Source organism: Mesorhizobium loti, from assembly GCA_014189435.1.
Taxonomy (GTDB): domain Bacteria; phylum Pseudomonadota; class Alphaproteobacteria; order Rhizobiales; family Rhizobiaceae; genus Mesorhizobium; species Mesorhizobium loti_G.
In genome coordinates this window covers 4,795,639-4,814,358 of sequence record CP050293.1, presented here as the reverse complement: position 1 = coordinate 4,814,358, position 18,720 = coordinate 4,795,639, and the positions used below count along the sequence as shown (strand labels likewise).

General features: G+C 61.7%; 18 protein-coding genes. 8 read left to right on the top strand and 10 right to left on the bottom strand.

Features of this window, described 5'->3' with window-relative positions; all coding sequences use genetic code 11:
- Positions 1-33 precede the first annotated feature (33 nt).
- From HB777_23175 to HB777_23160, 4 genes are all read right to left on the bottom strand, one after another.
- Positions 34-318 (bottom strand): hypothetical protein, encoded by a 285-nt coding sequence (locus tag HB777_23175; GenBank protein ID QND66537.1) that lies wholly within the window; start codon positions 316-318, stop codon positions 34-36.
- Complete coding sequence (locus HB777_23170) at positions 305-1,753, bottom strand: type II and III secretion system protein family protein (protein ID QND66536.1); 1,449 nt, start codon at positions 1,751-1,753, stop codon at positions 305-307. The genes HB777_23175 and HB777_23170 overlap by 14 nt, the downstream gene beginning before the upstream one ends.
- 55 nt (positions 1,754-1,808) lie before the next feature.
- A complete protein-coding gene (gene cpaB, locus HB777_23165; protein QND66535.1) occupies positions 1,809-2,849 on the bottom strand; it encodes a Flp pilus assembly protein CpaB in 1,041 nt (346 codons plus the stop codon).
- Between the two features lie 115 nt (positions 2,850-2,964).
- Positions 2,965-3,171 carry a Flp family type IVb pilin gene (locus HB777_23160; protein ID QND66534.1) on the bottom strand — a complete coding sequence of 69 codons (207 nt, stop codon included), beginning with the start codon at positions 3,169-3,171 and terminating at the stop codon, positions 2,965-2,967.
- A gap of 660 nt (positions 3,172-3,831) precedes the next feature.
- Between HB777_23160 and tadA the strand changes: the two genes are divergently transcribed.
- From tadA to HB777_23130, 6 genes are all read left to right on the top strand, one after another.
- Positions 3,832-6,240 carry a Flp pilus assembly complex ATPase component TadA gene (tadA, locus tag HB777_23155; GenBank protein ID QND66533.1) on the top strand — a complete coding sequence of 803 codons (2,409 nt, stop codon included), beginning with the start codon at positions 3,832-3,834 and terminating at the stop codon, positions 6,238-6,240.
- Positions 6,240-7,211 carry a type II secretion system F family protein gene (locus tag HB777_23150; protein QND66532.1) on the top strand — a complete coding sequence of 324 codons (972 nt, stop codon included), beginning with the start codon at positions 6,240-6,242 and terminating at the stop codon, positions 7,209-7,211. Before tadA ends, HB777_23150 begins: the two co-directional genes overlap by 1 nt.
- A 15-nt stretch (positions 7,212-7,226) precedes the next feature.
- Positions 7,227-8,177: a type II secretion system F family protein gene (locus tag HB777_23145; protein ID QND66531.1), complete on the top strand. Its 951-nt coding sequence runs from the start codon at positions 7,227-7,229 to the stop codon at positions 8,175-8,177.
- Positions 8,178-8,231: 54 nt separating this feature from the next.
- Positions 8,232-8,780 (top strand): tetratricopeptide repeat protein, encoded by a 549-nt coding sequence (locus HB777_23140; protein QND66530.1) that lies wholly within the window; start codon positions 8,232-8,234, stop codon positions 8,778-8,780.
- A 1-nt stretch (position 8,781) separates the two neighbouring features.
- Positions 8,782-9,306 (top strand): prepilin peptidase, encoded by a 525-nt coding sequence (locus tag HB777_23135; GenBank protein ID QND66529.1) that lies wholly within the window; start codon positions 8,782-8,784, stop codon positions 9,304-9,306.
- Between the two features lie 141 nt (positions 9,307-9,447).
- Entirely contained in the window at positions 9,448-10,590 is a 1,143-nt protein-coding gene (locus HB777_23130; GenBank protein ID QND66528.1) for a hypothetical protein, read from the top strand.
- 25 nt (positions 10,591-10,615) lie between these two features.
- On the opposite strand, the gene HB777_23125 is transcribed toward HB777_23130, so the two are convergent.
- The 6 genes from HB777_23125 to HB777_23100 form a co-directional block, all read right to left on the bottom strand.
- Entirely contained in the window at positions 10,616-11,563 is a 948-nt protein-coding gene (locus tag HB777_23125; GenBank protein ID QND66527.1) for a nucleoside hydrolase, read from the bottom strand.
- Complete coding sequence (locus HB777_23120; protein ID QND66526.1) at positions 11,560-12,573, bottom strand: nucleoside hydrolase; 1,014 nt, start codon at positions 12,571-12,573, stop codon at positions 11,560-11,562. The genes HB777_23125 and HB777_23120 overlap by 4 nt, the downstream gene beginning before the upstream one ends.
- A gap of 10 nt (positions 12,574-12,583) precedes the next feature.
- Positions 12,584-13,570, bottom strand: coding sequence for an ABC transporter permease (locus HB777_23115; protein ID QND66525.1), 987 nt, complete (start codon positions 13,568-13,570; stop codon positions 12,584-12,586).
- Positions 13,558-14,601 (bottom strand): ABC transporter permease, encoded by a 1,044-nt coding sequence (locus HB777_23110; GenBank protein QND66524.1) that lies wholly within the window; start codon positions 14,599-14,601, stop codon positions 13,558-13,560. Before HB777_23110 ends, HB777_23115 begins: the two co-directional genes overlap by 13 nt.
- On the bottom strand, positions 14,598-16,172 hold the full coding sequence (locus tag HB777_23105) for an ABC transporter ATP-binding protein (GenBank protein QND66523.1): 1,575 nt from the start codon (positions 16,170-16,172) through the stop codon (positions 14,598-14,600). The genes HB777_23110 and HB777_23105 overlap by 4 nt, the downstream gene beginning before the upstream one ends.
- Before the next feature lie 88 nt (positions 16,173-16,260).
- Positions 16,261-17,265 carry a BMP family ABC transporter substrate-binding protein gene (locus tag HB777_23100; protein ID QND66522.1) on the bottom strand — a complete coding sequence of 335 codons (1,005 nt, stop codon included), beginning with the start codon at positions 17,263-17,265 and terminating at the stop codon, positions 16,261-16,263.
- A 252-nt stretch (positions 17,266-17,517) separates the two neighbouring features.
- Here HB777_23100 and HB777_23095 point away from each other — a divergent pair, with 252 nt between their 5' ends.
- The gene (locus HB777_23095) at positions 17,518-18,102 is read left to right on the top strand and encodes an amino acid synthesis family protein (protein QND66521.1); all 585 of its coding nucleotides are present in this window, start codon (positions 17,518-17,520) and stop codon (positions 18,100-18,102) included.
- On the top strand, positions 18,099-18,683 hold the full coding sequence (locus tag HB777_23090) for an amino acid synthesis family protein (GenBank protein ID QND66520.1): 585 nt from the start codon (positions 18,099-18,101) through the stop codon (positions 18,681-18,683). Before HB777_23095 ends, HB777_23090 begins: the two co-directional genes overlap by 4 nt.
- Positions 18,684-18,720 lie beyond the last annotated feature (37 nt).

Genomic DNA, 18,720 nt, shown 5'->3' with positions numbered 1-18,720 from the left:
ACCTGACGCGTCGAAACCGCATCCTTCTGTGCTTTAGTTCGTAGGTGTGCCGACATTGACGGTGATCGCTGGCGGCGGTGGTGGCGGTGGCGGAAATTTGTAGTTTTTGGCGACGCCGGCGGCCCGAGCGCCGTCGCCCTCGATCTTCGTATTCCTGGAAGCCGGGTTGAGCGGGTCGACCGTCTGCAGCAGCGAATTGAATTTCTGCGTGTCGCCGGCGGCCAGGGTCACCGAATCATAGTGGTTCAGATAGTCCGCGGCACAGCCCGTCAGGGCACCAGCGCACAGAATGAGGATCAAGGCGCTATTTCTTGACATAGAGCATCTTGTCCTTCGATTTGAAGTCCAGCATGTGGCCATAGGGGCCGGTCACGCCGTCGCCCGTTTCATATTTTCGGATCATGTCTTTGTTCACCTCGAGCTGGCCGAGCACAAAGAATTCCGGGTCGTTGGCGGGCCGTGTCTTGTCGAACGGCGTCGCCAGCCGCTCACCGGGTTTCACCGGCCGCACGAGGTGCGGCGTGACGATGACAACCAGCTCCGTCTCTTCCTTCTGGTTGCTCGAATTGCGGAACAGCGTCCCGATCACAGGCACCTGGCCGAGCCACGGCACCTGGTTCTGAAGCTTGGTGGTCTTGCTGGACAGAAGCCCGCCGACGGCGAAGCTCTGGCCGTCGCGCAACTCAACGACGGTGTCGAGTTTGCGGTTGGTGAAGATCGGGTCGCCGGCGGAAGTGAAGCCGGTCAGGTCGCTGACCTCCGGCGCCAGCTTCATATGGATCTTGTCGTCGGCGAGCACGACCGGCGTGAACTGAAGATTGACGCCGAATTGTTTGTATTCGATCTGGACCTGGCCGTTGGCATCGACGCTGCGGATGGGAACCTGGCCACCGGCATTGAAGCTGGCTGGTTCGCCCGAAAGCGTGGTGAGGTTGGGCTCGGCCAGCGTGCGCACCACGCCCTTGGCTTCCAGCGCCTCGATGATCAGGTCGACTTTGATGTTGCTGTCGATGACGCGGGTGATCAGCGCTGCGAACGGGTTTGAGTTTGACAGAATGCCGCTGACGAGGTCGCCCGCGCCGAGCACCGCTCCGTCCGCGTCGACAGTGGCAATGCCGCTTCCGGCCCGGGTCGTGCCGCTGCTGTTGGTGCTCTTGATCGACACGCCGAGATCGCGGCCGGCATTGCGCTTGGCTTCCAGCACGCGCACTTCGAGATTGACCTGCTGGCTGTCATCGACGGTGACGGCATTTATGATGGCGTCGGGGCCGTATTGCTGCGCAACCTCAAGGATGGATGCCAGCGTGGCGCCGTCCTTGACATGGCCGCCAAGCCTCACCTTGCCGTTGACCGAGCCGATTTCGATGCGCGACCTTGGCGCCACCTGGCGGATCGCCTGCGCCATGTCGCTGACATCGACGCCGACCTCGATCTGGAGGGCGCCGAGCGAGCGCTTGTCGGTGGAGAACAGATTGACCGTGGTGGTGCCGGCGCCCTTGCCGATGACATAGAGCGTGCGGTCGGTCATCGGCTGGGCGTCGGCGATCTTCTCATCACCGACGACGATATCGCCCAGATTGGCACTCACCTGAACCGTCACCGATTGCGACATCGGCAGGAAAATACGATGGACGCTTGGTGTCGACACGTCGATGAAACGGTCGGCCGCATCGGCCACGAGGCTCGATAACGACAGCGCCGCCAGGCAGGACAACGCGGCCGCCGCCGCCATCCTCAACCAAGACCCCTGCATCCCCGTCTCCCCAATCGCTGCCGGTGGCAGCTCCGTTCCGTTTCGCCGCACTTGGCTATTGTTGTCGCGGCACGTCATATGTCTCGAGCTTCACGCCCCGAAAAACGCCGACTGTCGCCCGTGCCGGAGGCTCGGGCTGCACGTATTTGACCACTTCCTTGACGACTTCCCGGACTTCAGGAGCCGATGCCACGGCCGGAGCCGGCTTCACCTTGCTCAACTGGTCGAGACGGCTTCCCACCTGTTCCACGGCCTGGGTCAATCCGGCGATCTTGTCTTCGGCGCGTTTGCGCTCCTCCGCGGCCGCGGCTTCCGCGGCTGCCTTCTTGTCGAGTTCCGCCTGCCTGGCGGCGACATCGGCTGGTGTTTCGCCGGTCAGGTCGGAAAGCGTAATGCGTTCTGTCGTCTCGCCCTGGCTGGCAGCGGCCTGGCGCAGCGCCAGCGACAACTGGCCGGCACCCGCCGCCAGCGTCAGCTTCTGCGCGTCCCTGGTGCTGGCCTCGAGCGTCACTGCCTTGACCACGGTTGGACTGTCCTTGCTCTCGTCGGCGACCTGGTCGACGGCAAGCACCTTCATGCTCTGCAGCAGGACGTCGACGAAGCTCCTGTCCGCGCCGTCACTGTCACGCGCGGTGCGCGTCAAAAGCACATCGACACGGTCGCCGGGGAAGACAAAGCCGGCAACGCCGAGAACGTCATTGACCCGGATGGAAACGGCTTTCATGCCTTCGCCGAGCACGGCCGAAAGCGTGGCGCGCTGGCCGGGGCCGGTGATCTTGGTAGCAAGTATGGGCTCGTTGGCGCTGATCGACTGCAATGCCTGCCTGGGGGCATCGCCGGCCAAGGCTTCCTTCGTTGTCTTGAAGGCGCCAATCGGCGCGGCGCCAGCCGGCCAGGCGATCTCGCGCAATTTGTCGGATGTCAGCGCGTCGCCGAATTTGAGAGCGACAGCCGCCACCACGACGGTGTCGTGCGGGACGTCGCTGGTCTGCGCCATCGCGCTGCGCTGATTGGCCAGCCAGATGTTGGCGAGCACCACCGCCAGCACACCGAAAACACCGGCGAGAACGATCATGATGACTGTGTTGGCGCGCATGGCAAGCCCATCCAATCGTATCCGGTCGCTCCACGATGGTCGTCCGGCCCTGCTTCAATTGTTGGAGGAGGCCCAAACCCCAGGCCCGGGCCTCCTCCTTAGCTAGTTCATACGGTCACGGGGCCGGGGCCGCCGGCAAGGACGGTACAGTCGCCAGGGCGGTGGTGAGGCCCTGCCACCGGCCGGTGACCCAGGTGCCGACAACGATAACCGAAGCGATGACCGCCACGGTGATGATGCCGAGCAGGATAGTGTATTCGACCATGGCAGCGCCGTTTTCGTCGTCGCGGAACTGCCGGGTCATCGTCATGAGCTTGTTCATGTCAATTTCTCCCTTTGGAGTTTCAACCCGACGAGACAGAGCAAGAGATGAAATCCATACCCAAGCATCCCCCGTCACAACGATCCTAGGTCGCGTGAAAAAGCGAAGTCAACGAGATTAAGCATCTGTTAACTTTCCAATACATGATTCGGGCGCTGGTTACCCAGATTTTTATCTTGCTAAGAGGCTGATTCGGCTAATTTTTCGAGCAATCTTAACCATTCGTTCACAAATCAGCCGCGCCTGCGGTCGGGGCATACGTGTATTAGCTTGATTGCATATTCCTTTATATCTAATGGGTTGCGGGGCTTTTTAGGCGACTGCGAATGGGTTTCGACGCGGATGTTGAAATACCGGGAAGAGGCCGGACGACAGCCGATTCTTGTGGAAAAACACAGGCAGGATAAAAAACGATATTTTTTGCCCGCGTCTTAACTATCTTGTAAGTATTTGGCTCTGCGGGCGATCGTTGGCGCTTGTCCGGCGTTTGGTTAACCGTTAGTTTCGGTGCTGCGAATTTAGCAGAGGCTAATTTTTCGGATGGATCAGTTGGAGGCCACGCAAACGGCAGGACAAGAGCAAGTGTCCTTGCGCTTGCTCGGCCGGGTATTCCGCGCATCCAGATCACCATTGCCAATCGGTGGCATGTCGGCCGAAGGCGTGGACATTGGAGCCGGCAAGCTTTCCGCCTTCGTCTTGCTCTTGACTGCCGGGCTCGCGGCCGCGAATTTGATCTGGCTTCCATTCTCGGCCGTAAGCGGTGGCTCGGGTGTCTTGCTCGAAGCGGCGATCGTTGCCGCGCCCCTGGCCCTGCTGTGGGCAGCCCTCGCAGCGATGCGGCGCCAGCTCCGAAAAATGCCTTTTCGCTACCGCGACCTGTTGAGTGATCACGGGGGTAGGATCCAGACGCTGGCCATAGCCTTGAGCGTCATCCTGATGCTCTCGATAGAATTGCTGGTGCTGTCCTACTTGGCCACTGCGACACGTCGTCCCCTCATGGATGCCTATCTGGCTGCAGGCGATGCGGCGCTGGGGTTCAACTGGGTCACCTATGTCGGCCGGCTCAACGAACATCCCTGGATCGCATCCGCGCTTTCATGGGCCTATTTCACCTTGACCGTTCAGCTCTTCCTGCTGCCGGCGATCCTTGCAATGACTGGACGATCGACGCGGCTGCAGGAGTTCGTCGCGTTTTTTGGCCTGTCCGGTTGTTTGACATGCCTGGTGATGGTGGCTGTGCCGGCGGCTGGCGCATTTGATTTCTACCATCCTTCGGCAGATCTCTTGAGTTCGTTTGCTCCCGGCGCCTCGACCCGGCACCTTGAACAGCTTCATGCACTCAGGACCCTGAAGCCATTTCTGATCGAGCTTCCGGAAGGCCTTGTGACTTTCCCCTCGTTCCACTCCGCGCTGGCCGCGATATTCGTCTATTCGGTCCGGGGCATCCGATTTGTCGCCGTACCGGTCTATCTGCTGAACGCCATGCTGATCCTGGCCACGCCTGCCGAGGGCGGCCACTATCTCGTCGACATCCTGGCGGGCTTCGCCATAGCCGCCGTGTCGATCCAAACTGTCCGCTGGATAGTCCGGGCTGGGGCACGGAAGCAGACGAACTACGGGAATGGGAAATTGCAGTCTCGGGGGAAGCCCCATGGGCTTGAGGGTATTGGGGGATTACGCAACATGTTAGGCCGCTTCATGAAGGGACCCGCGGAGCAGCCGGTCCAGCAACCGGCGCCGCATGCGTCGCAGGCGGTTTCGGTATCGCCGGCACCGGTCCCTGATCTTGCGCCGCATGGCGATGAATTCCTGGCGTTGAAGGTCGATCTCCATCGACATCTGATCGACCGGTTCAACCTGACGGCGCTTGAAAATTCGTCGAAGGACGAAATCCTGAACGAGATCCGCCCGATCGTGCGCGAATTCGTTCGTGGCCGCGGCGTGCCGTTGAATGCACGCGAGCTTGACCAACTCACCGGCGACACCGCCGACGAGATGCTCGGCCTTGGTCCGATCGAACCTCTGCTGAAAGACGATTCGATTTCCGACATCCTGATCAATACCCACAAGCGGGTCTTCATCGAGCGGCGCGGCATGATCGAAGAGACGTCGATCCGGTTCCGCGACGAGGCGCATCTGCTGCGTATCGTCAACAAGATCGTCGCGGCCATCGGCAGGCGCGTCGATGAATCCGCGCCGATGGTGGATGCACGGCTGGAGGACGGCTCTCGCGTCAACATCGCGGTGCGGCCGGTCTCGGTCGACGGCCCGCTGGTGTCGATCCGCAAATTTTCGAAAAATCCCTATTCGCTCGAACGCTTGATGGCATTCAATTCGATCCGGCCGCCGATGATCGACCTGCTGCGGATCGCTGTCCAGGCGCGCAAGTCTATCCTGGTTTCGGGCGGCACCGGCAGCGGCAAGACGACGTTGCTCAATGCATTGTCGAGTCACATCCCCTCCAAAGAGCGACTGATCACCATCGAGGATGCGGCGGAATTGCAACTGCAGCAGCCACATGTCGGCAGGCTCGAAACGCGACCACCCAATGTCGAGGGCAAGGGCGAGGTGCGCCAGCGCGAACTGCTCAAGAACGCCCTTCGCATGCGGCCGGACCGCATCATCGTCGGCGAGGTTCGCGGCGAGGAAGCCTTCGACATGCTGCAGGCGATGAACACCGGCCATGAAGGCTCGATGACCACCATCCATGCCAACACGCCGCGCGACGCGATCTCGCGGCTCGAACAGATGGTCGGCATGGCCGGCATGCCGATGAGCCACGATTCCATCCGGGCGCAGATTGCGTCGGCCATCGACATCATCGTGCAGACGCAGCGTCTGTCCGACGGCGGCAGGCGCGTGACGTCCATTTCGGAAATCACCGGCATGGAGGGCAATATCGTTCAGATGCAGGAAATCTACCATTTCGTCCGGCGCGACGTGACCGCCGACGGCGCCATCATCGGCGAGTTTCGCGCCACCGGTGTGCGGCCGCGCTTTGCTCAGGAGGCGGCGACGCTGGGCCACCATTTCGCCAAGGACGCCTTCAACCCGCAGGTTCCGCTCTGATGCTGACCGGCCAGACGCTCCTTTATTTCATCTATGTGCTGGCGGCAGCGTCGGTGATCCTTGCTGCCGAATCCTTTTACCTGTCCTTTGCGGGACGGCGGGCGCGGGCGGGGGCGATAAATCGCCGCTTGCAACGACTGGGTGAGGAGGCGCCGGCCGAACAAAGCCTCCAGAGACTGTTGCAGGAGCGCGGGCTGACGGCATCGGGCGACTTCGCCTTTGGTGCGGTGGGGCTCAACAGGCTCTATACGCAGTCCGGAATTACAGGCAACCCTCTGACCTTCGCTGCGGTATTCATCTTAGCCGGGGCCATATTGGCGCTGTTGCTGAATCTGATCCTCGGTTTTTCGGTCCTTGCCGCAACCGCCACTTTCGTTTTTGTCGGGTTTCTCCTGCCGCTTCTCGTTCTGCGGCGCGCGCGAAACAAGCGAATCCAGAAATTCGCCGCCCAGCTTCCCGACGCACTCGACATGATCGTGCGCTCATTGCGCGCCGGCCATCCGACCACTGTGGCGATCGGACTGGTCGCGCGCGAAATGCCCGATCCACTCGGCACGGAATTCGGCATCGTATCCGACGAAATCACTTTCGGGCTCAGCCTCGAACAGGCGGTCCGAAAACTATCGGAGAGGGTCGGCTTCGAAGGCCTTCATCTTCTGTCGGTGTCGCTCTCCATCCAGGCCAAGACGGGCGGCAATCTCACCGGCATCCTGTCGAACCTGTCCTCCGTATTGCGTGAGCGGCGCAAGCTGCGGCTGAAGATCAAGGCACTTTCCGCTGAGGGCCGGATGTCGGCCTGGATCATCTCGCTCTTTCCGATCTTCATGTTCGGCATCTTGATGGTCATCGCTCCAAGCTATTACGGCGACGTCTGGGACAGCCCGATACTCATGCCGGTGTTTGTGATCTTTGGAGCTTGGGCGCTGCTGGGCGACTTCATCATGTACCGAATGGTCATTTTCGATTTTTGACGAGCGAGACAAACCTTGTTTGCAAACCTTCAAAATCTGGGTCTGTTGTTGTCCATCGCTGTTTTCCTGGCGGCGGCGGCGCTGTTCCTGCTGATTGCCTTCACGTTCATACCTGTCGTTCAGACGAGACGGCTCGTGGCCCGCAGCCTTTTGTCCGAAGGGATTACCGATCGTCGCTCGCTCTACGCCCAGCAGGAAATCAACAGGATTTCGGCGCAACGGCCCGTCGATGCCTATTTTCGCGCCCTGGAGAAGGAACGCGGCGAACCGAATGCGCTGGAAGCGAAGTTGTTCCGGGCCGGTTTTTACAAATCCAGCGCCCCGATAATCTACACGCTATGCCGCCTCGCGGCAGTGTGTATCGGCTTTCTCGCCACCTATGCATTGTTGTCGCGCGTGCTGCCGCCGGAAATGCCGGGCTTGTTCGCATTCATGGGCGCGGCCTTGATCGGACTTGGCTGCATCGTCATTCCCAGTATTGCGCTCGACCGATTCGAGAATCGGCAAAAACAGACCTATCGTCGCGGCTTTCCCGACTTCATGGACATGATGATCACCTGCGCCGATGCCGGTATGAGCCTGGAAGCGGCGGTCGAGCGCGTCGGCAGCGAATTGGCCGGAACCCACAAATGGCTCGGCATCCAGCTTGCAATCATGAATTTGCAGCTGCGCGCCGGTAAGCCCTTGCGTGATGCGTTGCGCGAGCTTTCGGACCGGATCGGGCTTGATGAGGCGCGAGCCCTGGCGGTACTGTTCCGACAATCCGAGGAACTCGGCACCAGTTTGACGGATGCCTTGCGCGTCTACAGCGATGAGATGCGCAGCCAGCGGATTTTGCGCGCCGAGGAGCGCGGCAACGCGCTGCCGGTCAAGATGATGATTCCGCTCGGGCTTTGCATCTTTCCAGTCGTCATGATGGTTGTGATGCTACCGGTGGTCATTCGCATGAAGGGCATTTTCTACTAGTTTGGTATATGATTCGGTCCTAATGTGAGTCGGGGACCCCAAGGGGACACATATATGAAGAGGGCTATCGCGGCCGCGGCCTGTCTGTTGATGGCGGTGCTTGCCGGTTGCCAGACAAATGGGGAAGACGCCACCGGCGGTGTCGTTCGCACCAACGAGCCGTCGAAAGGCGACGTAACGTCCTTTGGCGATGCCTTCGATGGGCTGAAGACGGTCAGCGACGTCGAATACTATGCCTCGGACCAGGCCGTTGCCGAAGCCAAGAACCAGTTCCGTGCGGAAAATTACGGCAATGCCGGCGCGCTGTTCTTCAAGGCGACGCAACTGGCCCCCAATGATGGCAACGCCTGGATGGGGCTGGCCGCCTGCACCGACCGGATCCACCGCTTCGACCTGTCCGATCGGGCCTATGCCAGGGCCTTCAAGCTGGTCGGCGCGACGCCCGAATATTACAACAATGTCGGTTATTCCTACCTGCTGCGCGGCAAGCTGCAGGACGCACGCTCGAATTTCCTCAAGGCCTATGAACTGGCGCCCAACGATCCGACCGTGGCCAACAATCTGAAGCTGCTGTCGTCAAGCGTGCAGAACATCGAGCGCTAGCATGTTGCTGGTCGAAGCGCTGCTGTTGAAAGTGCTCGCCATCCCTCTGCTGGCAAGGATTGCCTGGCTCGACTTCAAGACGCAGAAGATCGCCAATCGCGACGTGCTGCTGCTGCTTTGCCTGGGGGCGGGGTCGCTGCTGCTGTTGTCGCTTCAGTCCGGGTCTTGGTGGGACACGGGGCTGAGCGTCCTTGCCGGGCTTCTGTTGTTTGTCGCGCTTTTTCCGTTCTGGGTCCTGCGCAAGGTCGGCGCCGGCGATGTCAAGCTGATGGCGGTCATGCCATTCTTGATCGGCGGCAGCGGCCTCGTCCTGTTTTCCATGCTGTTGCTGGTCTTTGCCCTGATCACGGTCGTGGTGATGAAAACCCCCTTCATGCTGCCTGAGGGTGCGTTCCGGCTCTACATCCAGCATATGGATCGCAAAGGCGTCGTACCTTTCGGGGTGCCGATCTCGATCGCGGCAATCTGCACGATAGCGTTTCTGATCTGGGTGGCGCTGATGCCTCAGATCAACCCAGGGATATGATCGATGCGTGGGGGTCGACGAGCTTCAAGATACGATCATGCAATGACGAACATGGGCAGCGTCACGTTAACCGTTCGGTAACGAAGAACTTGTCGAGAAATCAGGTTGATGGCTAAATAGACGATCACAGGGGAAGGTAATATGGCACTTCACCTTTCGGCAGACGCCCCGGTTTCAGCCGCGGCAACTCCGCAGAAATATCTCTTCGGCCCGTTCATCGATTTTTTCATGCTTGGCGGAAGCGCGTTGCTGATCCTGCCGGCCCTGTATTTCGTGCCTCTCAAATACGAAGGCCTCGTGGCGCTGACGGCGTTTTTGCTGTCCCATCTCATCAACCAGCCGCACTTTGCCCATTCGTACCAGATTTTCTATCGCAATTTCGCGCGCAAGGTGCGCGGTGACGGATACGACAGGAATCTCCAGCTTCGCTACATTTTCGCAGGCATTGTCGTCCCGCTGGCCATGGGCGCGTTCTTTGCCTATGGCTCCCTAACCGGCAACGCTCGCCTGCTGGGATATGCCACCAATGCGATGGGCTTTTTCGTCGGCTGGCATTACGTCAAGCAAGGCTACGGCATGCTGATGGTGGACGCGGTGCTGAAGCGCAAGTTCTTCAAGGATCAAGACAAGAAAGTGTTGCTGGTCAACGGTTATGCCGTGTGGCTGTTCGCCTGGCTTCAGACAAACGTGGTGATCGCCGAAAGGCAGTACTGGGGCCTGGACTACTACACATTCGCTGTCCCGCCATGGCTCCTCAACATCGCGCTCGGGATCGCCGCTGCCTCTTCGGCGGCCACCATCGTGATGTTTGTTAATCGCTGGCGCAGGCATGGTGGCGCGTTGCCGTACAACGGCGTCGTCGCTTACATCGTGACCCTTTATGCCTGGATTCTGCTCGTGAGGTTAAATCCGCTTTGGCTGCTTGTGGTGCCGGCGCTTCATTCGCTGCAGTATCTGGCGGTGGTCTGGCGTTACCAGACCAATGTCGAACGCGACCGCGCGGATGCCGTCAAGGATCCGGAATTGAAGGTCCTGTCCATTCTCGGGCCGCTGTACAGGCTGCGGGTGCTGACATTTATCATGGCCGGCACAATTCTTGGCGCTCTTGGTTTCTGGCTTGTACCTATGGCGCTGACGGCCTTGGTTCCCTACGACAAACAGGTGCTCGGCTCGTCGCTTTTCCTCTTCATCGCGTGGATATTCATCAACGTGCACCACTACTTCCTGGACAATGTGATGTGGCGCCGCGGAAACCCGGAAGTGTCGAAATATCTGTTCCGGTAGAGACTGTCGCCCTTCGCGAGAGTGTTCAGTCCCGCAGCAGATCGAACATCAGCTTGAAGAAACGGTCCGCATCGACCTCATAGGCGATGCGGGCATTGTCCTTTTCACCGCGCTCGCCCCAGTAGTCGGCGATGGTCGCGCCGAAGGCGTAGGTGCCGGACAGGTCGACGCCGATATGGGCAGGGCGCGTGCGCACCAATGTCGGGTCTATGGCCAGCGCCAGTGCCAATGGATCGTGCATGGCGCCGCCGACGCCCATCGAGTTGCGATGCAGCTTCTCATAGAACAGCAGCCAGTCGTTGACGAGCCGGCCGAGCGGCGTGTCGATGGTGGCGAGTTCAGCATATTGCGGCGCCTCGATCAGCACCTGCATGGTGACGTCGAGGCCAACCATCAGGATCGGCACGCCGCTGTCCAGAACGATCTTCAGCGCTTCGGGGTCGCAGAACGCATTGAACTCGGTCGGCGTGATGATCTCGCTCTTGCGATAGAACACGCCGCCCATCCAGATCAATTCCTTGATCTTGGGCAGCACGTCGCGATGCTTGAGGATCATCAGGCCGATGTTGCTGAGCGGGCCGGTGGCAACGACCAGGATCGGTTCGGGCGCGGCGCGCAGTCTATCGGCCAGGAAATCGACCGCATGCCGATCAACCGGCTTGATCGTCGCCTGCGGCAGGTAGGGCGAGCCCTCGAGGCCGCTTGGACCATCGGCGGTGCCGAGCACCAGCGGGCGCGCCAGCGGACGGTGACAGCCCTGCGCGACAGGCACGTCGCCGGCGCCGATATATTCAAGGATGCGCAAGGCATTGGCGGTCGTCTTCTCAACCTCCGCATTGCCGCAGGTCGTGGTGACGCCGATGAGTTCGATGGCCGGCGAGCGATGCGCCATGACCAGCGCAATGGCATCGTCGTGGCCGGGGTCGCAGTCGAACAGGATAGGAGTTGGCTTGATCATCATGTCGTCTTTCACGCCGCCCGCTCGTAGCGCGCTATGGTTTTCTTGAAGCCGTCGAGGAAACGCCGGCCGTCGAGGCCGGTGCAGATGCGGGTGGTCCTGGGTCCGCCGCCGGGCAACAATTGCCGGCCGCGATAGGCGACGGTCTGGCCGCGCGCCAACCTGCCGTCGAGCACGACGTCGGCGAACAGCGGCTCGGTCATCGTCGCCAGGCCGGGATCGAAAGCCAGCGCCACGGTGATCACGTCGTCCATCGGGAAGCCGACGAGGTCGAAGAACTCGCGCCAGATGTCGATGTAGATGGGAAAGCTGTCGGCGATCATGTCGACCACCGCATTGTCCCTCGCAACGGCCTGCATGTCGGCAATGTCGTCGCGCGTCAGCATCGAGTCGGCGACGCGGTTGTCCTCGCAGATGTCGAGCGGCACGAGAATCTTCTCGACATCGGCGTTCAGCACGATGCGCGAGGCTTCCGGGTCGGCCCAGATGTTGTATTCCGACAAGGGCGTGATGTTGCCCGGCGTCTGGAAATTGCCGCCGAGCACGATCAGCCGCTTCAGCGCGCCGGTCAATCGCGGCTCCTGCAAAAGCGCCATCGCCGCGTTGGTCAACGGGCCGGTCGTCACCAGCGTGATCTCGCCCGGATTGGCCATGACCGTGCCGATGATGAAATCGACCGCATGTCCCGATGTGGCCTGCCGCACCGGCGTCGGCGCCGGCGGGTTGAACTTCTTCAGGCGATCGCCGAACCGGGCAACAAGCCGTTTTTCGAAATGCACCGGCGCCTCCATGTCGGCCTTGGCGTTGCCGACGATCGGCCGCCACGCGCCGGCGTGAACCGGGATGTCGTCACGCCCGGCGAGCGTCAGCGTGTTGAGGACGACGTTGGTGACCTGCTCGATCGGGCCGGCCGCACCTGTCACGGTCGTCACGCCCTCGAGCCGAAGCTTTGGATTGACCGCTGCAAACAGCACGGCGAGAATATCGTCGCCGGCCGAATCCACGTCGAGGATTATGCGTTCCATAAGGGTTCCTTCACTGGGGATTTTTGCCGCCGGGCTCTGCGTTCTTGTCCACCGACAGCAGTTTGCGCATCGACTCCAGCGTCTCCGCGATGACCCTTGGGCGCGCCCGGTAGGACAGCGCGAACAATGCGATCAGCGCGACGACATAGGGGACGGTGAGAACCAGATAGGACGGATAGCCGAACGTCTGCAGGCGCAACGAAAAGGCATCGGCGAAGCCGAACAGCAGGCAGCCAGCCAGCACCTTCAGCGGATCGCCGTTGGAAAAGATCAGGATTGCCACCGCCATGAAACCACGGCCCGATGACATGTTTTCGGTGAACATGGTGATGTAGCCGAGTGACAGATGCGCGCCGGCGAGGCCCGCCAGCAATCCGCACAGCAGCGACGCGGTATAGCGGACGCGGGTGATCGAGATACCGAGCGCCTCGGCGGCTTCCGGCTTTTCGCCGACGACGCGGATATAGAGGCCGAGCCGCGTCCGATTGTAGCACAGAACCAGCAGCGGCACGGCGATGAAGGCGACATAGACGAGTGGCGTGAAGCCGGAGATCAGCGGCGCCCATGAGCCGAGAAGGTTGCGGGCACCGGGCAGCTGGACTTTCGGCAGGCCGACGATGCCGTGCCCGACGATCGAACCGCGCGTGCCGAAGATCGCTTTCATCAGCGAGATCGTCATGCCGCCGGCCAGGATGTTCAGCGCCAGCCCGACGACCACTTCATTGGCCTTGAAACTCACCACCAGGACAGCAAAGACCAGGGCGAAGACGAGCGCCGCCGCGACGCCGCAGGCGACGCCGGCGAGTGCGGAACCGGTCCAGATCGAACCGAGGACGGCAAAGAAGGCGCCGACCAGCATCTGCCCTTCGAGGCCGATGTTGAAGATGCCGGCCTTGGTGGTGAACGAGCCGCCAAGCGCGACCAGAAGGATGGGCGCGGTGGTGCGCAGCGTCGCTGCGATCAGCGCGACGTTGACCAGTCTGTCTAGAATTTCCATCGCCGCTCCCCTGCCTGGCTGTCGCCGCGCTTTCTCACAAGCACCTGGGCCGACACGCTGAGGATGATCAGCGCCTGGATCACGGTGATGATTTCGCGCGAAGCGCTGGTATCGACCTCGAGCAGCAGCGACCCGTTGCGCAGGGCGCCGAAGAACAGCGCGGTGAAGATGGTGGCGACCGGCGAGCCATTGGCAAGCAGGGCGGCGATCAGCCCATCAAAGCCGAAACCGGGAGCAAATCCTTCCATGAAGCGGTGATGGACGCCGAGCGTCTCGACGCCACCGGCCAGCCCGCCTACGGCCCCCGAAAGGAGCAGGACCATGAAACCTTGGCGTTTCACGTTGACGCCGCCATATTCGGCGAATTTCGGCGCCGAACCCACCATCGTGACGCCGTAGCCCCATTTGGTGTAGCGGAAGACAAGGGCTGCGCCGACCGCCAGCACAAGGCCAATGACCAGGCCCCAGTTAAGCCGCGAGAAGGTGAAGATCTCTGGCAGATAGGATGTGGGCAGGATCGGCGGCGTCTCCGACCATCCACCCGGCCGCTTGAACAGGAAGATGGTGAAATAGGAGGTGAGCAGCACCGCCACGTAGTTCGACAGGATCGTCGAGACGACCTCGTTGGTGTTGTAGCGGGCGCGGAAGTAGGCTGGGATGGCGACCCAGGCCGCGCCTGCCACGACCGCGAGCGCCAGCGCGGCCAGCGTGTGAATACCCGCGGGCAGGGGCATGGCAAAGCCGACCCAGGCGGCGGCGAAGCCGCCGAGGAAAAGCTGGCCCTCGATGCCGACGTTGAACATGCCGCCGCGCAAGCCGATACAGGCTGCGACACCGCAGATCAGGATCGGCGTCGTCTGCAGCAAGGTCCCGGCAATCTTCTCCTGGTCGCCGAAGGCGCCGCGCAACAGTGTCATGAACACACGCGCCGGGCTTTCGCCGACCATGAGGATGATGACCGCGCCCATCAGCAGCGCCGCCCCGACGGCGATGATCTGGCCGGAAACGGCACGCAAGCGGTCATTCATCATGCGGTCTCCGCGGCGACTTCCGGCGCGGCCACGCCCGCCATCATCATGCCGATGCGCTCCTCGTCGGCGTCGTCGCCGGCGACCTCGCCCATGATCCGCCCGTTGAACATCACCAGGATGCGGTCGGCAAGGGCGGCAAGTTCGTCGAGCTGCACGGAAATCAGCAGGATCGCGCGGCCGGCGGCGCGCTGGCGCATGATCTCGTCATGAATGGCCTCCTGGGCGCCGATGTCGACGCCGCGCGTCGGCTGATCGATCAGCAGGAAGTCGGCGCCGTTGGTGAATTCACGCGCCAGAACGACCTTCTGGATGTTTCCGCCCGAAAGCCGCTTGACGGCATCATCCGCTCCGCGTGCGCGAATATCGAAGTCCTTGATCAGCGTTTCGGCATTTTGACCGATGGCGCTCCAGTTGAGCACGCCGCTGCGGCTCCATGGTGCGCGGTGCTGGCGGCCCATCAGGATGTTGGCCGATATCGAAGCGTTGCGATCGACCCCGCGCACCATGCGGTCGCCTGGAACATGGGCGAGGCCTGCCTCGCGGATCGCGGCGGGCGAGAGGGCGGTGAGGTTCTGGCCCTTCAGCCAAGCTCCGCCGTGGCTTGCCGGCCGCAGGCCCGAAAGCACTTCCGCCAGCTCCGTCTGACCATTGCCGGCCACACCCGCGATCCCCACCACCTCGCCGGACCGGACCGTGAAACTGGCGTCGCGAAGGGCTGGCAGCAGGCGATCGTCGCGCGCCCACAGATCTTTCACTTCGAGGACCACGTCGCCATGCAGCGACGCGCGCGGCCGGCGGTCGAAGCTGACCTCGCGGCCGACCATCATGTGCACCAACTCGTCCTTGCTGAGTTCGGCCGTCGGTCGGGTCGCCACCTTCTTGCCGTTGCGCAGCACCGTCACCGTGTCGGACACTTCCATCACCTCTTCCAGGTGGTGCGAAATGAAGATCACCGTCATGCCCTCGGCCACGAAGCTGCGCAGCGTCTGGAACAGTTCACGGCTCTCTTGCGGCGTCAGCACCGCGGTCGGTTCGTCGAGGATGATGGTGCGCGCGCCGCGCACCAGAACCTTCAGGATTTCGATGCGCTGCTCTATGCCGACCGAGAGCAGCCCGACGCGCTCGGTCGGGTCGACCTGCAAGCCGAAGCGCTTCGACAGTTCGCGCGTGCGCGCAACCTGTGCAGCGTGGTCGATCAATCCATGGCGACGGATTTCCATGCCGAGAAAGACGTTGTCGGCAACCGAGAGCGAGGGAACCAGCTTGAAATGCTGGTGAACCATGCCAAGACCGGCCTTTATCGCCACGGACGGGTCGGCGATCACGATCTCTTCGCCGTTCAGCCGGATCGAGCCTTCGTCCGGCTGCAGGAGGCCGAACAGGATGTTCATCAGCGTCGTCTTGCCGGCACCGTTCTCGCCGATGATGGCGTGGATCTCGCCGCGGCGGACCGCAAGGTCGATGCCGTCATTGGCGACGAACGCACCAAAACGCTTGGTGATGCCAGTCAACTCGACGGCCATTGCGGCAGTGCTGTGGAGGGTCGGCGACCCCGGCGTGTTCGACAACATGGCTCTCGCAGATTGGACGCTGATCCGCCGCGGCAGGCCGCGGCGGATCAGAGTAGCGCTTTCTTGGGAGGGAGGCGCTGTTGTTGGCTTACTTCGCCTTGGCGATCACGATCTTGCCGTCGAGGATGCCCTTCTTGATCTCATCCAGCTTGGCGGTCACGTCAGCCGGGATCTTGGGGGCGATGTCATCGCAGACCTTGACTTCGACACCACCCGAGGCGAGGTCGAAAGTGCGGGTGCCGGCGGTGATCTTGCGGCCCTCGACCTCGTCCTTGATCAGCGTATAGACGGCGATGTCGCCGCGCTTCAGCATGCTGGCCAGCACATTGCCGGGAGCCGAGCCGCACATGTCGATGTCGACGCCGATCGAATATTTGTCGACCGCGGCACTTGCCTGCATGACGCCTTCGCCCGTCGGGCCGGCAACGTTGTAGACGATGTCGGAGCCTTGGCCGTAGAGCGCCTGGGCAAGCTCGCTGCCCTTGGCCGGATCGTCAAAGGTTCCGGCGAAGACGGAGTTCACTTTCACATCGGGCGCGGCGTATTTGGCGCCCTGTTCGTAGCCGCCGAGGAAGTTGCGGATCACTGGGATATCGCGGCCGCCGACGAAGCCGATGGCCTTGCCGTCGCCGATCTTGTCGAAGGCGGTGCCCTTGGCCTCGATCATGCCGGCAAGCGCGCCGGCGACGAAGGATCCCTGTTCCTCGGCGAAGTTGGCGTAGATCATCTTGGGGTTGTCGAGCACCCCATCGATGAACACGAAGCGCTGGTCGGGATATTCCGCGCTGACCTTCTGCAGCGAGTCCACCAGTTCCCAGCCCATCACGAAGATGAGGTCGTACTGTTTGCCCTTGGCAAGGTTCTCGAACTGCTGCTGGTAGTCGAGCGCGCGATTGCCGGTGTCGACCAGCTTGAGGTCGATGCCGAAATCGGTCTTGGCCTTGTTGAGGCCGTTGACGATCGAAACGCCGAAGCCCTGTGCAAAATATCCCGAGATGGCGGCCACGGAAACCTTGGCCTGTGCGGCGGCCGGCCCGAACGAAATGGCAAGCATCGTGCCGGCCAGAAATAAACTCTTGAGCGCCCTTTTCATGTCATTCCCCTTCAGCTTTTTTCAGCTTTTGAAGCCACGCTTTGACCATCCCACGTGTCGCCGGAACAGCGGCGAGTTCGTTGATGGTCATACGAGTTTAGGAGCGGCTCAACAGGCTGTCAATCGCCATCCGATGCAGTTTTCTTGGCCCTTCGTTCGCTTCCTCGACGTCGACGCTTGACAAATATCGCCAGGCATAATTGTTGATACTCTAACGAGTTTTCATGAACGACGGAACGAAGGAAGCGAACGATGCCGGCTGTGTTGGTCAGGAAATTTCTGGTTCAGGTCGAAGAGATTTTCCATGAGGGCGGGCCCCAGGCGGCACGCCCGCTCAAGCGCGGCGCGGTTGTCGCCGTCATCGCCAATCCCTTCGCCGGACGCTATGTCGAGGAGATCAGCGGCTTCATGGAGGATCTGAAGCCGCTCGGTCTCGATATGGCCCGGCGCCTGATCGACGCCATTGGTGACGGCGTCACTGCAATCGAAGGCTACGGCAAGGGCGCCATCGTCGGCGCTGCCGGCGAGCTTGAACATGGCGCACTCTGGCACAATCCGGGCGGCTACGCGATGCGCGAACTGCTCGGCAACGCCAAGGCGATCGTGCCTTCGACCAAGAAGGTCGGTGGCCCTGGAACGCGCATCGACATCCCGATAACGCACATAAATGCCTCCTATGTGCGCAGCCATTTCGATGCGATCGAGATCGGCATTGCCGACGCGCCGCGCAGCGACGAAATGGCGGTCATCCTGGCGATGACGACCGGCGCACGTGTTCATGCACGAGTCGGCGGCCTTGCCGCAGCCGACATCAAGGGCGAGGACGGCTTGCGATGAACCCGGAAATCCGCCGCATCATCACCATCGTCGAGGAAACCCGGATCGAAGGCGGACGCCCCGTCGATCCGCCGACGCGGCGTGCCGCGGCCATCGCGGTGATCCGCAACTCCTATGCGGGCATCTATGTCGAGGACCTGTCGGCGCTGAGTGCCATCGGCGAAGTGTTGGGCGATATCTTGCCCAAGCGCGCCGTCGCTGCTCTTGGTATTGCCGGCGACCGGGTCGAGAGCTTTGGCAAGGCGGCCGCCGTCGGCGCCGACGGCGAGCTCGAACATGCCGCCGCCATCCTTCATCCCAGGCTTGGCGCCCCGTTTCGCGATGTGCTCGGCAAGGGTGCCGCGCTCATTCCTTCATCGAAGAAGCGCGGTGGCCTCGGCGTGCCGCTCGACATCCCGCTCGGTCACAAGGATGCGGCGCGGGTGCGCAGCCATTTCGACGGCATGGAGGTTCGCGTGCCCGATGCACCGCGTGCCGACGAGATCGTCGTCGCCATCGCCGTCACCGATTCCGGCAGACCGCATCCGCGCGTCGGCGGACTGACCAAGAACAAGGTCGTCGGCAAGGACGGCATCAGCTAAAGCAATTCCAGGAAAAGTTCGCAGCGCTTTCCCTTGG